19 protein-coding genes are annotated in these 20,283 nt (G+C 41.4%); 18 read left to right on the top strand and 1 reads right to left on the bottom strand.

The genetic code is table 11. From position 1 onward, the window contains the following. The first annotated feature begins 3 nt into the window (after positions 1 to 3). From spoIIIAG to OTG27_RS14010, 17 genes are all read left to right on the top strand, one after another. On the top strand, positions 4 to 675 hold the full coding sequence (spoIIIAG, locus tag OTG27_RS14090; RefSeq protein WP_048681803.1) for a stage III sporulation protein AG: 672 nt from the start codon (positions 4 to 6) through the stop codon (positions 673 to 675). 14 nt (positions 676 to 689) lie between these two features. Then, positions 690 to 1,268, top strand: coding sequence for a SpoIIIAH-like family protein (locus tag OTG27_RS14085; RefSeq protein ID WP_268564846.1), 579 nt, complete (start codon positions 690 to 692; stop codon positions 1,266 to 1,268). 623 nt (positions 1,269 to 1,891) lie between these two features. Then, on the top strand, positions 1,892 to 2,392 hold the full coding sequence (gene accB / locus OTG27_RS14080) for an acetyl-CoA carboxylase biotin carboxyl carrier protein (protein ID WP_034308306.1): 501 nt from the start codon (positions 1,892 to 1,894) through the stop codon (positions 2,390 to 2,392). 14 nt (positions 2,393 to 2,406) lie between these two features. Next, positions 2,407 to 3,759: an acetyl-CoA carboxylase biotin carboxylase subunit gene (gene accC, locus OTG27_RS14075; RefSeq protein ID WP_057278794.1), complete on the top strand. Its 1,353-nt coding sequence runs from the start codon at positions 2,407 to 2,409 to the stop codon at positions 3,757 to 3,759. Positions 3,760 to 3,796: 37 nt separating this feature from the next. Next, the gene (locus OTG27_RS14070) at positions 3,797 to 4,201 is read left to right on the top strand and encodes an Asp23/Gls24 family envelope stress response protein (RefSeq protein WP_222620245.1); all 405 of its coding nucleotides are present in this window, start codon (positions 3,797 to 3,799) and stop codon (positions 4,199 to 4,201) included. Between the two features lie 449 nt (positions 4,202 to 4,650). Then, the gene (gene nusB / locus OTG27_RS14065; protein WP_034308295.1) at positions 4,651 to 5,043 is read left to right on the top strand and encodes a transcription antitermination factor NusB; all 393 of its coding nucleotides are present in this window, start codon (positions 4,651 to 4,653) and stop codon (positions 5,041 to 5,043) included. Positions 5,044 to 5,112: 69 nt separating this feature from the next. Further along, the gene (gene folD / locus OTG27_RS14060) at positions 5,113 to 5,988 is read left to right on the top strand and encodes a bifunctional methylenetetrahydrofolate dehydrogenase/methenyltetrahydrofolate cyclohydrolase FolD (protein WP_034308293.1); all 876 of its coding nucleotides are present in this window, start codon (positions 5,113 to 5,115) and stop codon (positions 5,986 to 5,988) included. 139 nt (positions 5,989 to 6,127) lie between these two features. Further along, complete coding sequence (gene xseA / locus OTG27_RS14055; protein WP_057278793.1) at positions 6,128 to 7,480, top strand: exodeoxyribonuclease VII large subunit; 1,353 nt, start codon at positions 6,128 to 6,130, stop codon at positions 7,478 to 7,480. Beyond that, a complete protein-coding gene (locus OTG27_RS14050) occupies positions 7,477 to 7,710 on the top strand; it encodes an exodeoxyribonuclease VII small subunit (RefSeq protein ID WP_034308286.1) in 234 nt (77 codons plus the stop codon). The genes xseA and OTG27_RS14050 overlap by 4 nt, the downstream gene beginning before the upstream one ends. A gap of 1 nt (position 7,711) precedes the next feature. After that, positions 7,712 to 8,605, top strand: a complete 894-nt coding sequence (locus OTG27_RS14045) for a polyprenyl synthetase family protein (protein ID WP_057278792.1) — start codon at positions 7,712 to 7,714, stop codon at positions 8,603 to 8,605. A 249-nt stretch (positions 8,606 to 8,854) separates the two neighbouring features. Beyond that, positions 8,855 to 10,747 (top strand): 1-deoxy-D-xylulose-5-phosphate synthase, encoded by a 1,893-nt coding sequence (dxs, locus tag OTG27_RS14040; RefSeq protein ID WP_239858471.1) that lies wholly within the window; start codon positions 8,855 to 8,857, stop codon positions 10,745 to 10,747. Between the two features lie 4 nt (positions 10,748 to 10,751). Beyond that, positions 10,752 to 11,579, top strand: a complete 828-nt coding sequence (locus tag OTG27_RS14035) for a TlyA family RNA methyltransferase (RefSeq protein WP_268937252.1) — start codon at positions 10,752 to 10,754, stop codon at positions 11,577 to 11,579. Positions 11,580 to 11,822: 243 nt separating this feature from the next. Then, on the top strand, positions 11,823 to 12,272 hold the full coding sequence (ahrC, locus tag OTG27_RS14030) for a transcriptional regulator AhrC/ArgR (RefSeq protein ID WP_034308279.1): 450 nt from the start codon (positions 11,823 to 11,825) through the stop codon (positions 12,270 to 12,272). 22 nt (positions 12,273 to 12,294) lie between these two features. After that, a complete protein-coding gene (gene recN / locus OTG27_RS14025) occupies positions 12,295 to 14,010 on the top strand; it encodes a DNA repair protein RecN (RefSeq protein ID WP_268937251.1) in 1,716 nt (571 codons plus the stop codon). Between the two features lie 161 nt (positions 14,011 to 14,171). Then, positions 14,172 to 15,464: a SpoIVB peptidase gene (gene spoIVB / locus OTG27_RS14020; RefSeq protein ID WP_063575695.1), complete on the top strand. Its 1,293-nt coding sequence runs from the start codon at positions 14,172 to 14,174 to the stop codon at positions 15,462 to 15,464. 329 nt (positions 15,465 to 15,793) lie between these two features. After that, the gene (gene spo0A, locus OTG27_RS14015) at positions 15,794 to 16,585 is read left to right on the top strand and encodes a sporulation transcription factor Spo0A (RefSeq protein ID WP_034308269.1); all 792 of its coding nucleotides are present in this window, start codon (positions 15,794 to 15,796) and stop codon (positions 16,583 to 16,585) included. Between the two features lie 410 nt (positions 16,586 to 16,995). After that, positions 16,996 to 17,730 carry a glycerophosphodiester phosphodiesterase gene (locus tag OTG27_RS14010; RefSeq protein WP_191928966.1) on the top strand — a complete coding sequence of 245 codons (735 nt, stop codon included), beginning with the start codon at positions 16,996 to 16,998 and terminating at the stop codon, positions 17,728 to 17,730. 38 nt (positions 17,731 to 17,768) lie between these two features. Here OTG27_RS14010 and OTG27_RS14005 read toward each other — a convergent pair whose 3' ends face one another. Beyond that, a complete protein-coding gene (locus tag OTG27_RS14005; RefSeq protein WP_076365441.1) occupies positions 17,769 to 18,005 on the bottom strand; it encodes a DUF2627 domain-containing protein in 237 nt (78 codons plus the stop codon). Between the two features lie 205 nt (positions 18,006 to 18,210). On the opposite strand from OTG27_RS14005, the gene OTG27_RS14000 reads away from it, so the two are divergent. Further along, on the top strand, positions 18,211 to 20,268 hold the full coding sequence (locus tag OTG27_RS14000) for a sigma-54 interaction domain-containing protein (protein ID WP_268937250.1): 2,058 nt from the start codon (positions 18,211 to 18,213) through the stop codon (positions 20,266 to 20,268). Positions 20,269 to 20,283 lie beyond the last annotated feature (15 nt).

The following is a 20,283-nucleotide window of genomic DNA, read 5'->3' as shown; positions in this document are numbered from 1 at the left end:
GTATTGAACAAAGACAAAGGTCCATTATCCTGGCTGCAAAAACTATTAAATAAAGACCCTGACCAAAAAGAGCCTAAGGAAAAAAAACCTTCCCTGTATGTCTATGCTCTAATCGTTGTCCTTTTGGGATCGGGAATCATGATGGCCGGGAATTTGTTAACCACCAACAAGACGGGACAAACATCTGAAGTGACGACTGTATTCAATAATGATAAACAGCAGGAAGAAGATGGGGATGTTGAAACATTCGGCCAGAAGAAATCAGAATTCAAGACTACAAAAGACTATGAAATATATCTACAGAATGAAATGAAGGAAGCGCTAGAATCCATCGCAGGCGTCCAGGATGTGAAAGTCGTAATCTACGTCGATGCATCCGAGAAAAAAGTATATGAAAGAAATAAAGTCACCCAAAAACAAGTCACTGAAGAAACCGACCAGGAAGGCGGCAAAAGGACGGTCGAAGACACATCCGTTGATGAACAGCTAGTTTTGGTCAAAAGCGGTGAAAAAGAAGGACCAATCATTTCGGAAACGAAAAAACCTAGTGTACGAGGAGTCCTGGTAGTCGCAAAAGGGGCCGAAAACATTCAAATAAAGAAGTGGATCATCGAGGCTGTCACACGCTCACTTGATGTACCGAGTCACAGGGTTTCTGTCATGCCTAAAAAATAAGGGGGAAAATCTACATGTTATTAAAAAAACAAACCGTTTGGTTATTGACTATGCTAAGTCTGGTCGTTGTGCTTTCAGTCTATTATTTAACCGCTCCTGAAGAAAATGCCGCCGATATGACGGCAACAGAGCAAATGGAAAAGGAAAATAAAACAGAGAACAAAGCAGAGACAAAAGGGGAAAACAAAAGTGAAAAAGAAACTTCCAAAAATACAGAAGGTTCCTCTGTAACCATTGCATCTGGAGATGAGTTCGAATCGTTAAGGATGCAGATTGAAGATGAACGGGCGAAGCTGAATGAAGAATTGACTGCAAAGATGGGCAACACAGAACTATCAGCTGAAGAAAGAGACGAGGCTTATGCAAAAATCGAACAATTAAGTGAAACGAAAGTGAAAGAAAATATCATCGAAAACTTAATTGTTGCCATGGATTACAATGCCGCACTGGTCCGGGTGGACGGAACGGATGTTAAGGTGAGTGTCAAGGCGGATAAACAAACGAAAACAGAGGCAAATAACATTATCCGCCTCGTAAGGAAAGAAGTGAGCGATGCACAAAATGTAGTGGTCGATTTCCAACCGGAAAAGTAAACACACATACAGAAAAAAGTGACTGATACAGAACAGTTCAACCTCATAAAAATTTGAAAGCCCCCTTAATAAAAAAATGGGAGGCTTTTTATTATGATTTTTTAAACTATCTCACAAACCTGGAAACTTTAGAGGAAAAGCTTTTTTATGTCGATTGGAATCAGGAACTCAAATAGAAATGGTGATAATGATCATCCGTAATATTCTAGAAAAGTAATTAAAATGGATATTATGGCTGGTTTTCCAGGAATGAAATGCAAAATTAAAGAGCAAGCGTTAAGGTGCCCAAGTTGATATATATTCACAATATTATAATAAAGGTGTAAGATGGAAGTATGGATATTCAGTAACAATTAATCTATCATTGAATTTGTATAAGCTAATATTGTATGATGTTAGAAGCTGGTCATAAACTTTTCAATTTTCTTAGGGAAACAATATTTTGAGAAAGTGAAATATCTGTTATAATACAGATGGGGTTTGTAGTCAGTTTATTCGCATTCGCGTAAAGAAAGCGGCTACTTTGTGCAGTATTGGACAAAGTAGGATAAGCTAAGGGTAGGGTTACATAAAATATTATTGCCTCACAAACTCATATTAAATTAGACAAGGGGTGCCACAAAATGAAAGTGCAAGAAATTCGTGAAATTATTAAGTTAGTCGATCAATCAAATATCGGTGAATTCGTTTTCGAAAATGAAGGAACGAAAATTAAATTGAAAAAAACCGAAACGGGTACAGTATTACACCAAGCAGCAGTTGCTCCAGATGTTGTTCAAGCCAATGCAGCTGTAGAGGTCAAGCCCGCAGCGGCCCCTGCCCCTGAAGTACCGAAAGCTGTTGAACCTGCAAAACCGGCTGCAGCCGTCACTGAACAGGAAAATTTACATAAAATCACTTCCCCTATGGTAGGGACATTCTACCAATCTCCTGCACCGGATTCACCTGCATACGTAAAAGCAGGCGATAAAGTAACGGGGGATTCCATCGTCTGCATCGTGGAAGCCATGAAACTTTTCAATGAAATCGAAGCTGAAGTAAGCGGTGAAATCGTTGAAGTCCTTGTAAAAGAAGGTCAGCTTGTAGAATATGGTCAACCATTATTTTTAGTAAAGCCGGAATGAGGAGCTGTTTCTAAATGATCAAAAAGGTATTAATTGCCAATCGCGGGGAAATTGCTGTCCGTATCATCCGGGCATGCAAGGAGTTAGGAATCGAGACTGTTGCTGTCTATTCAGAAGCAGATAAAGAAGCATTACATGTTCAAATTGCTGATGAAGCATATTGCATCGGTCCTAAATTATCAAAAGACAGTTATTTAAATAAAACCAACATTATCAGCACCGCCAAGAAAACGGGATCCGATGCAATTCATCCGGGATATGGTTTCCTAGCTGAAAATGCCGACTTTGCCGAGCTATGCCGTGAATGCAATATCATTTTCATCGGTCCTAGCCCCGAAGCGATCAATAAAATGGGTACAAAGGACGTAGCAAGGGAAACCATGCGCAAAGCTGGTGTACCGATCGTGCCAGGTTCTAAAGGCATAATCAAAGATACAGATGAGGGTGTAGCACTAGCTAATGAAATGGGCTATCCAGTCATCATCAAAGCTACTGCAGGCGGAGGTGGTAAAGGTATCCGCGTCGCAAGGACAGAAGAAGATCTCATTAAGGGCATTAACATCACACAACAGGAAGCCGCGACGGCATTCGGGAATCCTGGCGTGTATATTGAAAAGTTCATCGAGGACTTCCGTCACGTTGAAATACAGGTCATGGCAGATAATCATGGCAACGCCATCCATTTAGGTGAGCGTGATTGTACGGTCCAACGACGTTTGCAAAAACTTGTTGAAGAAACCCCGTCACCGGCGTTGGATGGTGAAATACGTGCGGAAATGGGGCAGGCCGCTGTGACGGCTGCACTTGCCGTAAACTATTCTGGAGCCGGAACAGTAGAATTTATTTATGACTATGTGAATAGAAAATACTACTTTATGGAAATGAATACACGTATCCAGGTTGAACACCCAGTTACAGAAATGGTAACGGGCGTGGATTTGATTAAAGAACAGATCAAAGTTGCTTCAGGCAACAAACTATCGCTTTCGCAAGAGGATGTCACTTATAACGGATGGTCTATCGAATGCCGGATCAATGCCGAAAATCCAGAAAAGAATTTCATGCCTTCCGCAGGTAAGATTCAAATGTATTTACCTCCAGGCGGCTACGGAGTTCGTGTGGATTCTGCGGCATACCCTGGGTACTCGATACCGCCGTATTACGATTCCATGATCGCTAAATTGATTGTCCATGCACCGACTAGGGAAGAGGCAATCGAGAAGATGAAACGCGCCTTGGGTGAGTTTGTCATTGAAGGGATCAGTACCACAATTCCTTTCCATATTAAGTTACTTCAGCATGAACAATTTGTTTCCGGGGAATTTAATACCAAATTCCTTGAAATATATGATGTAATGAACTCATAATGTAAAGGAAGACAGGAGGTGCTTTTGAATGAGTGAAATGGAAGGCCAATTACTCGAAATGAATGATTATAATAGTGGGCTGGGCAAAGTTGAGATTGCGCCTGAGGTGATAGAGGTGATTGCGGGTATCGCTGCATCGGAAGTTGAAGGTGTTGCACATATGCGCGGGAATTTCGCTACGGGTGTTGTTGAAAAGCTTGGTAAAAAGAACCACGGTAAAGGTGTTAAAGTGGACTTAACGGGAGAATCCATCAAAGTCGAACTTTATTGTGTCATGAAGTTTGGTGTTTCAATTCCGAAAGTTGCTCAGGAAGTGCAAGATAACATTCGTGAAGCTTTGTTGAATATGACCGCTATCGACGCTGGCGAAGTGAACATTCATGTAGTGGGCATTGCGTTTGAAAACGCTAAACAAGAAGCGGATTACGAACAAGAAGTGTAAGTGGGCTTCATTCGATTCACACCAGCAAAAACCCGGCAAAAAGCCGGGTTTTTGTTTTTTGAAAGTAAACTCCAAGATACCCGTTTTTGGAGCCTGCTTATAATATTAAATTTAAATGAACATAATAAGGCGGTGTCTGGAAATTTCCCTTTAATTCAAGGGTGATTTCTGTTAGAGTGTAAAAGGTGAAATATGAGCATGAAAGCTAGGCAAGAGCTTTTTGACACTTTCAAAAAGTATGGGACTGTGTTGGCCGTTTAAATGGAAAGTAATCTTGAGATGTAATCTTGAATCAAGATATTGAATCTTTTGGCCTTTAATTTAGTGGGATTTAGCTTGTTTTTATAAAAAATATAGCGAGAATCTTAATATTTTTGAAAAATTGTTATTTAATGTTCGTTTGTTCTAGCGTTTTCATATATAATAGTAGATGTAAAAGGAGTAAGATTATGAAAAGAAGAGAAGCCCGTGAAAAATCCCTTCAAGCACTATATCAGATAGATATTGCCAACTCTAATGCAGAAGAAGCAATGGAAAGCGTACTGGATGGTGCTCCCACTGATAATTATTTCAAGAAATTAGTAATGGGGATAACGGAAAATCGTGAACAAATTGATGGAATGATCAGGGACAATTTAGAGAATTGGACGTTGGAAAGACTGGCGAACATTGATCGAAATTTACTGCGGATTGCGGTTTATGAAATGGTTCACAGTGAAGATGTTCCTGTAAGTGTTGCAATGAATGAAGCTATTGAAATTGCTAAGAAATTCGGTGATGATCAATCAAGCAGCTTTGTAAATGCCGTTTTATCCAAAGTGAAGGTGAAAAGCGGCAGCTAAAGCTGCAGCCTTGAACAAGGATTCTCTCAGCAATTTCTTTAGCAAAATTAACTTGGGAGGAATAAACACATGTCAGCTCAAATCATTAATGGTAAAGAAATTGCAGAGTCAGTTAGGCAGGAAATCAGTAAGGAAGTTCAACAGTTACGTGAAAAAAATGTCGTTCCGGGTTTAGCTGTAATCCTGGTGGGTGACAATCAAGCATCTCAAACTTATGTGCGCCATAAGCAAAAGGCCTGTGAGGACTTGGGTATGCATTCCGTACTAATTAAAAAACCTGCGGATTTATCTCAGGAGGAATTAATTCAGAGCATTGCTGAATTAAACCAGGATGACAGCATTCATGGTATATTGGTGCAGCTGCCCTTGCCTGGACATATTCAGGAAAAGGCGATTATTGAAGCGATTTCCCCTGAAAAGGATGTAGATGGATTCCACCCGATTAATATTGGGCGGATGATGACGGGACAAGATGCATTTTTACCTTGTACTCCGTACGGCGTCATGGTGATGCTTGAGTATATCGACTATGACCTTGAAGGTAAGCATGTTGTCATCGTAGGGAGAAGTAATATCGTCGGAAAACCAGCCGGACAATTGTTTTTAAACGCGAATGCAACCGTTACATACTGTCATTCACGGACAAAGGATCTTGCTTATTATACCAAGCAAGCCGATGTTGTTGTGGCAGCGGTCGGAAAGAGGGACACGATCACGAGTGACCATATTAAAGAAGGCGCAATCGTCATTGACGTCGGAATGAACAGGAATGATGAAGGGAAGCTTTGCGGTGATGTGGCGTTTGATGAAGTGAAAAATAAGGCTTCATACATTACACCTGTTCCTAAAGGCGTTGGTCCCATGACGATTACGATGCTTATGAAGAATACGGTCAAATCTGCTCAAAAAGCTCTTGAATCAAACAAGCAAGCATTAAAAAGCTGAAAAAAACGTTAAATTATTTTAAAGAAGCGGACCTCTTGTTTTATAATAACGGGAGACCGCTTTTTTTCCATTCATGGATTTATGATAATCTATAGGTGAGTTTTCTTTATATCCGATTTCCATCGGAAGGAGACATTATATGAGCAACCAACAATATTTGAGTGTGTCGGCTTTAACGAAGTACATCAAAAGGAAGTTCGATGCCGACCCCCATTTGCAAAATGTATACATAAAAGGTGAAATTTCAAATTTTAAACAACATACAAGCGGACATATGTATTTTACTTTAAAGGATGAGAAGGCACGACTTCTCTCCGTCATGTTTGCCGCCAATAATAAAGGCATGAAATTCCTTCCTGAAAATGGCATGAAGGTACTTGTTAAGGGTGATATATCATTATATGAAGCTGGAGGACAGTATCAGCTTTATGTGAAAAGCATGGCCCCTGATGGTGTGGGGGATTTATATCTTGCTTATGAACAGCTGAAGAAAAAGCTGGAGGGGGCAGGCTTGTTTTTGGCCGAACACAAGAAGCCGATCCCTCAGTACCCTAAGTCTGTAGGGGTCATAACTTCGCCGACCGGAGCTGCATTAAGAGATATCCTGACAACCATCAAGCGGAGATATCCGATCGCCAGGATCATCGTTTATCCAGCACTTGTACAAGGGAATAATGCCGCTAAATCGATTGCCAAGGCAATTTCCATGGCGAACGCAAGGGCGGAAAGCGATGTTCTCATTGTCGGAAGGGGCGGCGGGTCGATCGAGGAACTATGGGCCTTCAATGAGGAGATAGTGGCTGAATCTATATATGATTCCGATATACCTGTAATTTCTGCTGTCGGTCACGAAACCGACTTTACGATTGCTGATTTTGTCGCCGATATGCGTGCTCCTACACCGACTGGTGCAGCAGAGTTAGCGGTTCCTCACTTGAATGAAATACTCGAACGCCTGATGAACCGCAAGAATCGTTTGACCCGCTCCATTCAAGAAGCAGTGAATTTTGAACGAACCCGTTTGACCAGGATGGAGAGGTCTTATGCCTTCCGTTACCCACATAAAATGTACGAACAGAAGCTGGAACAACTAGACAAGACGATGGACAGGCTAGGGAGGACCAGCACGCGATATTTCATGAAAAAGAGAGATGAGCTGAATCAGCTGAACGATATTTTGAAAAAGCAGCATCCTGAACAAGCGGTGAAAAATGCGAAAGATGAACTGCAGCAGCATGCAAAGGTTTTACGGAGGGCCATGGAAGCCATCTATCGGCATAAATCTCAGCAGTTCGTCCATATTACAGCCACTTTATCTGCTCTCAGTCCACTAAAAATCATGGAACGGGGCTATGGATTGGTTTTTGCTGAGGATGAGACATTAGTGAAAAGTACACAGCAAGTATCAAAAGGGGATAAGATAGCGGTTTCGATAAAAGATGGAACTCTTGAATGTGAAATTAAAGAAATTAAGGAGCGGATTGAATCATGACAAAAAAACAGGAAGCTACATTTGAAGAAGCGATGGAGAATCTCGAAAAAATTGTAGAGCAGTTGGAAGAAGGCGATGTGCCCTTGGAAGAAGCCATTTCGATATATAAACAAGGGATGGATTTATCAAGGCTTTGCCATTCAAAGCTTAAGGCTGTTGAAGATCAGTTGACTCAAATTTTACGCGAAGATGGGGAACTTGAAAACTTTGCTGTACAGGAGGAAGAATGACATGGGTACGGCGTCCTTTGAAATGTTTTCTAATGAATATAAGGCAATTATAGAACGGGAAATCGTCGAATATGTCAATAAACTTAAAGCCCCGGCAGTAGTCAAAGAAGCCATGATCTATTCACTGCAGGCAGGGGGGAAACGGATTCGCCCATTATTGGTCTTTGCGGTTTTGGAGGCCTTTGGAAAAAGCTTGAGGATAGGGATTCCTGCAGCGGCTGCCATTGAAATGATTCATACATATTCTTTGATTCATGATGACCTTCCGGCAATGGATGATGATGATCTCCGCCGCGGAAAACCGACGAATCATAAAGTGTTCGGTGAAGCGGTGGCCATACTGGCAGGTGATGCACTTCTTACTTATAGCTTTCAATTGGTGACGGATATGACCAATCCCGAGGTCACGGCTGAAATGAAGCTGAACCTTGTAAGTGAAATTGCGAAGTCCGCCGGAGCCGAAGGAATGGTTGGGGGGCAAGTTGCCGATATGGAAGGTGAGAATAAACAGCTGACCCTTCAGGAATTGGAGTATATACATGAACATAAAACAGGGAAGTTATTGACTGCAAGCATCCTTTCCGGTGCTATATTAGCAGGGGCGAGTGAAGAACAGCAACTGCATTTACGTGACTTTGCATACCACCTGGGGCTTGCTTTTCAAATTCGCGATGATATTCTGGATATTGAAGGGTCAGTCGAGTTGATCGGCAAGCCGGTTGGCAGTGATGTGGGGAATCATAAAAGCACATATCCTTCATTGCTAACCCTTCAAGGGGCAAAGCAAAAGTTGGAACATCATATAGAACTTGCCCATGCCGCTTTAGGAAAAACAACCTTACAAACGGGTTTGTTGAATGAACTAACTGATTTAATTGCGAACCGTAATCATTGATTGTGGCTAAATTTGTTATCAATTGAGGTTTTGTGGTATACTCATTGTGCAAAAATATGTGAAAATCAAAATGAATTTTTAAATTGAGATACGTGATAAAATAGGTATAATAAGCCGCCGAAATCACCTGGGTGTTGGCGGCTATTTTTTAACTTAAAACCAATTTTTCGGTCAAGTCTTCCATAGCCCTCTTTCATGAGGCTTTGTTTATGCTAACCACCGAAAATGACAGAAAGTGAGTGGTCCTGTTTGGATCTTCTATCTATAAAAGACCCTTCTTTTTTGAAGAAGATGAATAATGAAGAACTTGTCGAGTTAAGTGTGGAAGTACGGAAATTCCTTGTGGAAAAATTATCGGTGACCGGTGGGCACATTGGTCCCAATTTAGGTGTCGTCGAGTTGACTATAGCCTTGCATAAAGAATTCGACAGTCCGAATGATAAAATTTTATGGGATGTCGGACATCAATCATATGTCCATAAAATCCTGACTGGCAGAGCAGGAGAGTTCGACACCTTAAAGAAATATAAAGGTCTTTGCGGTTTTCCTAAAATGATTGAAAGCCCCCATGATGTTTGGGAAACCGGTCACAGTTCGACTTCCCTTTCAGCTGCAATGGGGATGGCGGCTGCCCGTGATATCAAAGGGGAAAACAGCTTTATTTTGCCTGTAATCGGAGACGGTGCCCTAACAGGGGGGATGGCGCTTGAAGCGTTGAATCATATCGGTGATGAAAAAAAGGACATGATCGTTATCCTGAATGATAATGAAATGTCCATAGCCCCCAATGTAGGTGCCTTACACACGATATTGGGAAGATTGCGGACAGCAGGTAAATATAACTGGGCAAAAGATGAATTGGAGCTGCTTTTGAAAAAAATTCCTGCAGTCGGTGGTAAACTTGCGGCTACAGCTGAACGTTTGAAGGATAGCATGAAATATTTATTGGTATCAGGAATCTTTTTCGAAGAACTCGGATTCACTTATCTTGGACCAGTAGATGGACATAATTATGAAGAATTGCTTGAGAATTTAAGATATGCCAAGAAAACGAAGGGACCGGTCCTGCTGCATGTCATCACGAAAAAAGGCAAGGGATATTCACCTGCCGAGTTGGACACAACGGGGAACTGGCATGGGACTGGCCCATATAAGATCGAGACAGGAGATTTCGTGAAATCCCCTAGTAAGGGTCCTGCTTGGAGCGCTCTCGTAAGCGATACTGTCAGCAGGCTAGCCCGTGACGATGAGCGGATTGTCGCGATTACACCTGCAATGCCCGTAGGTTCGAAATTGGTGGGCTTCTCTCAAGAGTTCCCAGAGCGTTTCTATGATGTTGGGATTGCCGAGCAGCATGCTGCAACTTTTGCAGCCGGATTGGCAACGCAAAAAATGAAACCATTCCTGGCTATATATTCAACCTTCCTGCAAAGGGCTTATGACCAGGTGGTGCATGATATTTGCCGTCAAAATTTGAACGTATTCATAGGAATCGATCGTGCCGGATTGGTTGGTTCCGATGGTGAAACGCATCAAGGCGTTTTCGACATTGCTTTCTTGCGCCACGTACCGAATATGGTGCTGATGATGCCGAAAGATGAAAACGAAGGCCAGCATATGGTCAATACGGCCTTAAAATATAATGATGGTCCGATTGCCATGCGTTTCCCTCGTGGGAATGGTTGGGGAGTAGAGATGGATGCTGAATTACAGCAGATTCCGATCGGTTCGTGGGAAGTTCTTAAAGAAGGAACGGATGCTGCCATCTTAACTTTCGGCACTACGATTCCCATGGCTCTTGAAGCGGCAGAACTGCTCGAGAAAGAGGATTATTCAGTGAAGGTGGTCAATGCCCGGTTCATTAAGCCTTTGGATGAGAACATGCTAAGCAGTCTCCTTGGTGAAAAAATGCCAATCCTGACAATAGAAGAAGCGGTTCTTCAAGGTGGTTTTGGTAGTTCTGTTCTTGAATATGCTCATGATCAAGGATTTTATGGGGCAATTATAGATCGAATGGGGATACCTGATTATTTCATTGAACATGGAAGCGTCGATGAACTTCTTGAAGAAATCGGTCTGACGACTGAGACAGCCATCAAAAAGATTAAAATGATAACACCCAAAAAAGAAAAAAGGGCCTGAAAATATGAAAGTGATGAAAGAAAGAGTGGATGTATTACTTGTAGAACAAGGCTTGGCCGATACACGTGAAAAAGCGAAGCGTATGGTTATGGCAGGCCTTGTCTACGCGAATGAAGAGAGATACGAAAAACCGGGGGAAAAAGTGCCGGTCGATCTAGAATTCACGATCAAAGGAAAAGTCATGCCTTACGTTTCAAGAGGCGGTCTTAAACTTGAGAAGGCATTAAGGGAATTCGATTTACAAGTGAATGGAAAAATATTGCTTGATATCGGATCATCAACTGGCGGGTTTACGGATTGTGCTTTGCAAAATGGCGCCATAATGTCTTATGCGCTTGATGTCGGCTATAATCAACTTGCCTGGAAGCTTAGGCAGGATGAGCGGGTAAAAGTAATGGAAAGAACCAATTTCCGTTATGTTACACCCGCCGATCTCGACGGGGAGATGCCAAACTTCGCAAGCATTGATGTTTCCTTCATCTCGCTTACGTTAATTTTACCGGTACTAAAGACCTTGCTCGTCCCGAATAGTGATATCGTTGCCTTGGTTAAACCGCAATTCGAAGCCGGGAAGGATCAAGTGGGTAAAAAGGGGATTGTTCGTGATCCCAAAATTCATAAACAAGTGTTGGATAAGATCATTTCTTTTTCTTTAAAGGAAGGCTATGATATTAAGGATGCCTCCTTCTCACCGATTACCGGCGGTGATGGAAATATTGAATTCTTACTTCACTTACACTGGCAAGGGCCGAAGGAAGATGGAGCATTATTGCTTTCGAAAACGGTTGATGACATCGTTGGAGAGGCCCATGCCCAATTTAAAAAAGAATAGCTAGAACTTTGTATGGCTCCTTTGGCTGAATGGTTGGCTAAAGGAGCTTTTTGACTATGCATTGTCGTCATGGAATTGAATCCTTTATGAGTGGATACATAAAATAGGTAAGTGAAAAAATTAGACTTGTATTCATTTTAGAGAAAAAAGTTGTACAATTGCATAAAAATCCGATAACATTAATATTGAAAGTGATACCATTACCATTAAATGAGCAACAGTTGAGAAGAGGTGCTTCTACTTATGAATAAAGGACAACGACATATAAAAATAAGGGACATTATAACGAATAATGATATCGAAACACAGGATGAGTTAGTTGAAGAATTGAAATTAGCTGGATACAATGTAACTCAAGCCACCGTTTCAAGGGATATTAAAGAGCTTCACCTTGTAAAAGTTCCTTTAACGGATGGAAGGTATAAATACAGTCTGCCGGCCGACCAACGTTTCAATCCACTTCAAAAATTAAAGAGAATCCTTGTCGATGCCTTTGTACGCATTGACTCAGCCAATAATTTGCTGGTTATGAAAATGCTCCCGGGTAATGCCCAGGCCATCTGTGCATTGATTGATAATTTAAATTGGCAAGAAATACTCGGGACGATCGGCGGCGACGATACATGTTTAATTATCTGCCGTTCCGAGGAAGATGCAAAGATCATTTCCGGCAAATTCTTGGACATGCTCTAATAATGTTGTGAGGTGATCTAGTTTGTTAACAGAACTATCGATTAGGAATTTTGCGATCATAGACAGCCTGTCCGTTTCATTTGAGAAAGGCTTGACGGTCTTGACAGGAGAAACAGGGGCAGGGAAGTCAATCATAATAGATGCCATTCATCTGTTGGTTGGGGGACGTGGTTCTGCAGAGTTCATTCGGCATGGTGAGTCGAAGGCTGAAATAGAAGGATTATTCCAAATTGAAGATGAAAAACACCCGGTCTTTGCCAAAGCGGAAGAGTTTGGCCTGGATATGAATGATGGGATGGCGATACTTCGAAGGGATATCTCACAAAGCGGTAAAAGCGTTTGCAGGGTAAATGGGAAGCTGGTGACGATTTCCACTTTACGTGAGATAGGGCGAACATTGATAGACATCCATGGTCAGCATGAACATCAGGAATTAATGGATGAACGACTCCATCTTCCGCTGCTCGATCAATTCGGAGGTGAAAAAATCGCATCTGCACTCACTGAATACCAAAAGCTATATAAACGATATGAAACCGCTTCTAAACAATTGAATGGTTTGAGCCAAAATGAACAGCAAATGGTCCACCGCCTTGATTTGATCCAGTTTCAATTCGATGAAATCCAAAAAGCTGATTTGAAATTACGCGAAGATGAAGAATTGATGGAAGAACGGAAGAAAATTAATAATTTCGAAAAAATCCATGAAGCGCTGCAAACCAGTTATAATGCTTTAAATGGTGAGCAGCATGCAATTGATTGGCTTTCCGTGGCCATGAATAATTTGGAGGAAGCGGCAGGGCTTGATGAAGGTTTAAAGCACAGCTCTGAAACCGTTTCAAATAGCTACTTCCTGCTCGAAGAGGCTGTGTCAAACATCCGGGACCAATTGGACTCTTTGGATTATGATACAGAACGTGTTGAATTCATTGAAAGTCGACTTAATGAAATAAATCAATTAAAGCGTAAATACGGACGGACCATCGAGGAAATCCTGGAATATGGGGCCGCAATTGAAGAAGAAGTCGAAAAGCTGCAAAATAGGGAAACCCATATCGCGAAGCTTGAAAAGGAAATGAAATCCATCAAGGCAGATCTTATCGTCGAAGCAAAGAATCTGTCTGAACTTCGCCAGAAATTCGCTCAGCAGCTAACCAAAAAGATTCATCAGGAATTAAAGGATCTATATATGGAAAAAACAATTTTTGAACCTCATTTCCTTCAGACAGCCTATACTTTCGATGAATTGTCAGATAGGGGCATTAATCAGTCAGGGCTGGATTCAATGGAATTTTATATTTCCACCAATCCAGGTGAACCGTTAAAACCTCTTTCTAAAATCGCATCTGGTGGAGAACTGTCGAGGATCATGCTGGCTTTGAAAAGCATTTTCTCCAAGCATCAAGGCATAACATCCATTATATTTGATGAAGTGGATACAGGTGTGAGCGGACGGGTTGCACAATCCATTGCCGAAAAGATTTATAAAGTGGCAACTGGATCACAAGTTTTGTGCATATCCCATTTGCCACAGGTGGCAGCCATGGCGGATACTCACCTTTTCATAGCGAAAAATGTAAGGGCCGGACGCACGAATACCTCGGTCAAGCCGCTAATTGAAACTGAAAAAATAAAAGAAATTGGCAGGATGATTTCGGGAGTAGAGATTACGGACTTGACGAAACAACATGCCAATGAATTAATCCAGCTGGCCAAAAGGCTGAAGATTACATCTTGATGGGCCTGTAAGAAGATTATTTAAACTTATCATAAGCATTCATTGTAAAGCTATCCAAAAACGGATAGCTTTTATTTTTTGCACCTGTTATAAATGACTGTCATGAGGGCTAAATTAAAGGTGTAGCCATAAAGTTTCAGAGAGCGAGGAGAGTGAATGGATTGAAATTTATATGGATAAACAGGATCATCGGTGGAATTCTCCTTGTTTCGCTATTAACATTAGGGTTATACCAGCCATCTCGTGAATATTTTTTAATTCCAAATCATCTTGTACTATTTGAAGGAAGTCAATATAGTATTTCCAAATCATTGCCTGTTTCTGCAAAAACTTCGGGATCCAGTGATGGAATTTCACTTCATGATGAACAAGCTTCGATTACGCTTGGTGCCGAGAAACCAGGTACGAATGAAGTGTTACTCGATGTAGCAGGCTTGCCTGCCAAAAAGGTCGACATCAGGGTGTTAAAAGACTTTAGGGTCATGCCTGGAGGCCAATCCATTGGAGTGAAGCTTAATACTCTTGGGGTGCTCGTAGTAGGTCATCATCTTATTGATACGGCGCAGGGGAAAAAATCACCGGGAGAAAAAGCCAAAATTGAAATCGGTGATATTATTACAGAAATCAATGGTCAGACGATAAAGAAGATGGGGGATGTAACCCCTTTTGTTCAGCAGGCAGGTGAAAAGGGTGAGGCGTTGAAAATTGTCATTAACCGTGATAATAAAGTGCTTCATAGTACCTTATTCCCGCTAAAAGATAAGAATGAAGGAACTTACAAATTGGGTTTGTATATCCGTGATTCGGCAGCTGGCATCGGAACGATGACGTTTTATCACCCGGATTCAAAAAAATATGGGGCGTTGGGACATGTCATATCCGATATGGATACAAAAAAGCCGATTGTTGTTAAGGACGGACAGATCGTTCAATCGACGGTCACATCCATCGAAAAAGGAAGCAATGGTGATCCGGGAGAAAAATTGGCACGCTTTTCTTCCAATAAAGAAAAAATAGGAAATATCAATCGTAATAGTCCCTTTGGCATTTTTGGGAAATTAAATCAAGATTTTAAAAATGGAATTAACGACAAACCACTCCCCATCACCCTTTCCCATGAGGTAAAGGAAGGGCCAGCAAAAATCCTTACAGTGGTGAATGGTTCTGAAGTGGAGGAATTCGATGTCGAAATCGTCAGTTCCATCCCACAGAAGTTTCCTGCAATCAAAGGAATGGTCTTAAAAGTGACGGATAAAGAATTGCTTCAAAAAACGGGTGGGATCGTTCAAGGTATGAGCGGCAGTCCTATCATTCAAAATGGGAAATTAATCGGTGCAGTCACCCATGTATTCGTTAATGATCCTACAAGTGGGTATGGAGTCCATATCGAATGGATGTTAAACGAAGCCGGTATAAATATATACGACAAAGATAATTATGAAAAGGCAAGCTAAGAATCCGGGTATCCTTTTGGATGCCCCTTTTTAATGGAAAATTATGATTAGCATATGTTTAGGTCGGAATTAATTTTGATTTCTTCAAAAAATAGAGGTTTTTTTGGAACGATGTGATAAAATGAAAACGTTATGAAGATTTTTCGACAAACGGTTTATTCCAATAGCAAACGAAGTCGAAAACAAGAGATATCCGGAGAATAATATTGAATTCCTTATATTTTTTCAAAAATAAAAGGAATTTAGTTTCCATTGTCGAAAAGTTCAATTACAATAGAATTTAGTCATATAGAAAAAAAGACCAATTGTAGTTGAGGAGGAAATCAAGCGTGAAAAAAATTAAGGTGTGCGTTGTAGATGATAATAGAGAACTTGTTGGCCTTCTGGAAGAATACATTTCTGCACAGGAAGACATGGAAGTGATTGGGGTGGCACATAACGGTCAAGATTGCCTGGGTATGCTAGAAAGCGTTGATCCGGATATTTTGATCCTCGATATTATCATGCCTCATTTAGATGGGTTAGGTGTACTTGAGAAACTTCGTGAAGTAAAACGGGGTGCCATGCCTAATGTGATAATGCTTACTGCCTTTGGTCAAGAAGATGTTACGAAAAAAGCAGTTGATTTGGGTGCGTCTTATTTCATCCTGAAACCATTTGATATGGAAAATCTGGCCAATCACATCCGTCAGGTAAGCGGTAAAGGGCAGGCGGTTTTAAAAAATCATAGTCAATTTAGCTATCGTCCCCAAAATGAATCCAAACCGAAGAACCTTGATGCAAGCATCACCAGCATCATTCACGAGATTGGAGTGCCTGCACATATTAAGGGCTATTTGTATTTAAGGGAAGCCATATCCATGGTATATAATGATATAGAATTATTGGGTTCCATCACCAAAGTTTTATATCCGGATATCGCAAAAAAATACAATACTACGGCCAGCCGAGTTGAACGTGCTATCCGGCATGCGATTGAAGTGGCCTGGAGCCGTGGAAATATAGAATCCATATCATCTCTTTTCGGCTATACCGTAAGCATGACAAAGGCAAAACCTACAAATTCCGAATTCATTGCCATGGTTGCCGATAAGCTGCGCCTCGAACATAAAGCTTCTTGACAGGGGTAGGGTAATACCGGTTGTTAAGACTCAGGGTAACTATTGACCTTATAAAGGCTAGAGCCGCTAAATATAAATAGGAACTCTCCGTCTGGAGGTAAAGGACAGGAAGAAGTTGCTTCGTGATTTTTTCTAATCGGCAACTTCAAATCTTTTTACGCCGGTTAAAAAAATTAAACGCCTTTTATTTATTGGATTTTGCAGCAAATCCCATAAATAAAAGGCGTTTTTGTTTGGTTTAAAAATCGGCACATAGTAAAAGGGAATGGAGTGATTTGAGGAAAGGAACCTTCTATGCAGAAAATAATCACCTGCGTTTTGATTGTAGAATTGATCTAGATGAAAATAATTTGCTGTTTCTGTTCATAAAATCGGTGTATAACAATTTTTGAGAGAGGCGGCGTTTCATCATGACCTTAATCTTTGCACATCGAGGCTCTGCAGGAACTCATCCGGAAAATACGATGTCGGCGTTCAAGGAAGCTGCCCGTGTCGGTGCGGACGGAATTGAAACGGATGTCCAGCTCTCGAAAGATGGAGAAGTGGTCATCATCCATGATGAAAAGCTCGATCGGACCACGAATGCCTCGGGGTATGTAAAAGACCGGACATTAAAGGAGTTGAAAACCCTTAATGCTTCCGCAACCCATAAGGGTAATTTTGGTGAAGAAAAGATTCCCACGCTTGAAGAACTGTTTATTTGGCTTAATGATAATCAGCTTTTTTGCAATATTGAATTGAAAAATACGGTTTTTCTGTATCCAGGCTTGGAAGAGAAAGTCATCCGGCTCATCCGTACCTACGAAATGGAGGAAAGGATAATCCTTTCTTCTTTCAATCATTACAGTTTGGTCAATTGCCATCGATTGGCACCAGAATTGGAAACGGCACCGCTATATAGGGATGGCCTATACATGCCATGGATATATGCTAAGGCAATAGGCGGAAGTGCAATTCACCCCAATATCCGGGCTGCCCCTGATGCACTCATTCAATCATCGGTTAGTATGGGTGTTCCTGTAAGGCCCTATACCATTAATGAAGAAACCGAGATGAAGCGGTTATTCAAATTGGGGTGCAGCGGCATCATAACCGATTTCCCCAAAGCAGCGGTACGGATAAGAGAAGAATTGAAGTCAAGATAAAGAAAGAAGGTGCCATACAAGGCACCTTCTTTTTGCGTTTAAAATTTATTGAACCTGCTCTGGACCTTATTTTGTTTTCGATCTCGATGTAGGATGAAGCCGGCGATAAAGGCTATTCCGCCTATCGTAATGAGCAGTCCTATTAAAAATTGCAGCCAAAGGAATGGATAGGGGGGCTGTAAAATACCGAATACCATGTCCCTCATTATTTTTATGCCATAGGCAGCAAAGGCACCGGGTATAAAAAGAATCAAAAAAGCGATTAAACGTTTCATGCAGTCAAATCCCTTCCGAAAATTCCATCTTTAAAAAATGATAAAGGATATAAATTATTTGTCAAGTAACGGGAATCTAGATAATGACTGGGAGTTGGCGGCTGTTTTTAATGGGGGCCGATATGGTAAAATGGTGTGGAGTATGAAAAAAATTGCAGGGAATGATCTATTTAAAGGGGTAATTATTTTTTAAGGGGGATGGCTGATGCAAAAGGTCATGATTGTAGGGGGAGGAGTGGGAGGGACGACCGTGTTGAAACTCCTATCGGAAAGTGAAGTATTCTCCATTGTTTGTATGGCTGATACGAATGAATCCGCTGAAGGGATGCTTGCTGCGAAGGAACGAAGGATTCCTACCATGACTAATTGGACCATGGGATTGAAGTGGGATTTGGACATCATATTTGATACGACCGGTGACCCGTCTGTCTATAAAAAGATAAAAAGGGACATGGGCGAACAAACGATTCTCATTCCTGGAAGTGTCGCCCTCATTATGACTAAGTTGTTTGAAGAGAAAAATCGTTTAATAAGTAAATTGGAGAATACCTCTGCAAAAATGGATTTGATCCTTAATACGACGAGTGAAGGGATGGTGGTGATTGACCATGAAGGATTCATCATCATGTTCAATGATAGTGCGGAACGTGCATCAGACACAAAGCGTGAGGATGTAATTGGGAGACATATCAAAGATTTCATCCCATCAACAGGATTGCTGCGAGTGATGCAAACGAACCAAAAAGAAGTGAATCAGGAAATCACCCTTGGCAATGGGATGGAACTCATAACGACAAGGATACCTCTGGTGAATGCCGATAAGGAAATCATAGGGGCTTTTGCCGTGTTTAGGAATAAGATGGAAGCTGTGCAATTGGCGGAGCAGATCACTGATTTAAAAGAGATACAGACGATGCTCCAGGCAATCATTCAATCCAGTGATGAAGCCATATCTGTTGTGGATGATCAAGGAAGGGGGCTTTTGATCAATCCGGCATATACAAGAATCACTGGCTTAACAAAGACCCAAGTGATCGGTAAACCGGCTTCCATCGATATTTACGAAGGCGAAAGTATGCATATGAAAGTGCTTCAGACAAAAAAACCTGTTCGTGGTGTCAATATGCGTGTTGGCCCAAAACACAAGGAAGTGATCGTGAATGTTGCTCCAATCATCGTGGATGGGTGCCTGAAAGGAAGTGTTGGCGTCATTCATGATGTATCGGAAATTCAAGCCTTGACCCACGAACTTAATCGGGCAAGACAGATCATCCGAACATTGCAGGCTAAATATTCCTTTGATGATATAATTGGGGCTTCCGAAGAGATGAAGCTTCCCATTGAACAGGCGAAATTATCGGCTAGAACACCTGCTACTGTTTTATTAAGAGGGGAATCAGGGACGGGAAAAGAGTTATTTGCACATGCCATCCATAATGCGAGCGATAGGAAGTTCAATAAATTCGTTCGGGTAAATTGTGCGGCCATCTCGGAATCATTACTTGAAAGTGAACTATTCGGTTATGATGAAGGAGCCTTTACCGGGGCAAGCAGGGGCGGAAAGGTCGGTTTTTTTGAAGAGGCAAATCAAGGGAGTATCTTTTTGGACGAAATTGGTGAATTGCCAGCCAACATCCAAGCTAAATTACTGCGGGTTTTACAAGAAAAGGAAATCGTCAGGGTGGGGGGGACGAAGCCGATCCCCATCAATGTCCGGGTCATAGCCGCTACGAACATCAATCTTGAACAGGCGATCGCAAACGGTTCATTCAGGGAAGACTTATATTTCAGGCTGAACCGCATGCCTATTTTCATTGCTCCATTAAGAAAGAGAAAAGAAGATTTGAGAGAATTGGCGGAGCATTTGATTAATAAAATCAATCAGGAGTATGGACGGAGCATAGAGGGAATTACAGCAGCAGCTATACATAAGATGCAAATCTATAACTGGCCGGGAAATGTGAGGGAACTGGAAAATATCTTAGGACGGGCAATCATTTTCATGAAATTGAACGAGACAATCATTGATATCCATCATATTCCGGATTTTATCGAAGAGCTTCCATTAAATCAAGAGAAATTATTAATGAAGCCTTCCGGCTACGTATCGGGGAAACCGCTCTCGGAGATAATAGACCAGTATGAAGCCGAAATCATTGAGCAAGCGTTCCATACCCACAAGGGAAATAAAACACTTACGGCAAAAGCGCTGGGGATTTCAGTTAGAAATCTATATTATAAAATGGAAAAACTAAAACTGTGAAAAATTTTGCATGCA

This window comes from Peribacillus sp. AS_2, from assembly GCF_026891895.1.
Lineage (GTDB): Bacteria > Bacillota > Bacilli > Bacillales > DSM-1321 > Peribacillus > Peribacillus frigoritolerans.
This window is presented reverse-complemented; position numbering and strand designations above follow the sequence as displayed.

What these genes read in the sequence shown, in the direction of transcription:
- OTG27_RS14085 (WP_268564846.1), top strand. Translation starts at nt 690, where the DNA reads ATGTTATTAAAAAAACAAACCGTTTGGTTATTGACTATGCTAAGTCTG.
- accB (WP_034308306.1), top strand. Translation starts at nt 1,892, where the DNA reads ATGAAAGTGCAAGAAATTCGTGAAATTATTAAGTTAGTCGATCAATCA.
- accC (WP_057278794.1), top strand. Translation starts at nt 2,407, where the DNA reads ATGATCAAAAAGGTATTAATTGCCAATCGCGGGGAAATTGCTGTCCGT.
- OTG27_RS14070 (WP_222620245.1), top strand. Translation starts at nt 3,797, where the DNA reads ATGGAAGGCCAATTACTCGAAATGAATGATTATAATAGTGGGCTGGGC.
- nusB (WP_034308295.1), top strand. Translation starts at nt 4,651, where the DNA reads ATGAAAAGAAGAGAAGCCCGTGAAAAATCCCTTCAAGCACTATATCAG.
- folD (WP_034308293.1), top strand. Translation starts at nt 5,113, where the DNA reads ATGTCAGCTCAAATCATTAATGGTAAAGAAATTGCAGAGTCAGTTAGG.
- xseA (WP_057278793.1), top strand. Translation starts at nt 6,128, where the DNA reads ATGAGCAACCAACAATATTTGAGTGTGTCGGCTTTAACGAAGTACATC.
- OTG27_RS14050 (WP_034308286.1), top strand. Translation starts at nt 7,477, where the DNA reads ATGACAAAAAAACAGGAAGCTACATTTGAAGAAGCGATGGAGAATCTC.
- OTG27_RS14045 (WP_057278792.1), top strand. Translation starts at nt 7,712, where the DNA reads ATGGGTACGGCGTCCTTTGAAATGTTTTCTAATGAATATAAGGCAATT.
- OTG27_RS14035 (WP_268937252.1), top strand. Translation starts at nt 10,752, where the DNA reads ATGAAAGTGATGAAAGAAAGAGTGGATGTATTACTTGTAGAACAAGGC.
- ahrC (WP_034308279.1), top strand. Translation starts at nt 11,823, where the DNA reads ATGAATAAAGGACAACGACATATAAAAATAAGGGACATTATAACGAAT.
- OTG27_RS14010 (WP_191928966.1), top strand. Translation starts at nt 16,996, where the DNA reads ATGACCTTAATCTTTGCACATCGAGGCTCTGCAGGAACTCATCCGGAA.
- OTG27_RS14005 (WP_076365441.1), bottom strand. Translation starts at nt 18,005, where the DNA reads ATGAAACGTTTAATCGCTTTTTTGATTCTTTTTATACCCGGTGCCTTT.
- OTG27_RS14000 (WP_268937250.1), top strand. Translation starts at nt 18,211, where the DNA reads ATGCAAAAGGTCATGATTGTAGGGGGAGGAGTGGGAGGGACGACCGTG.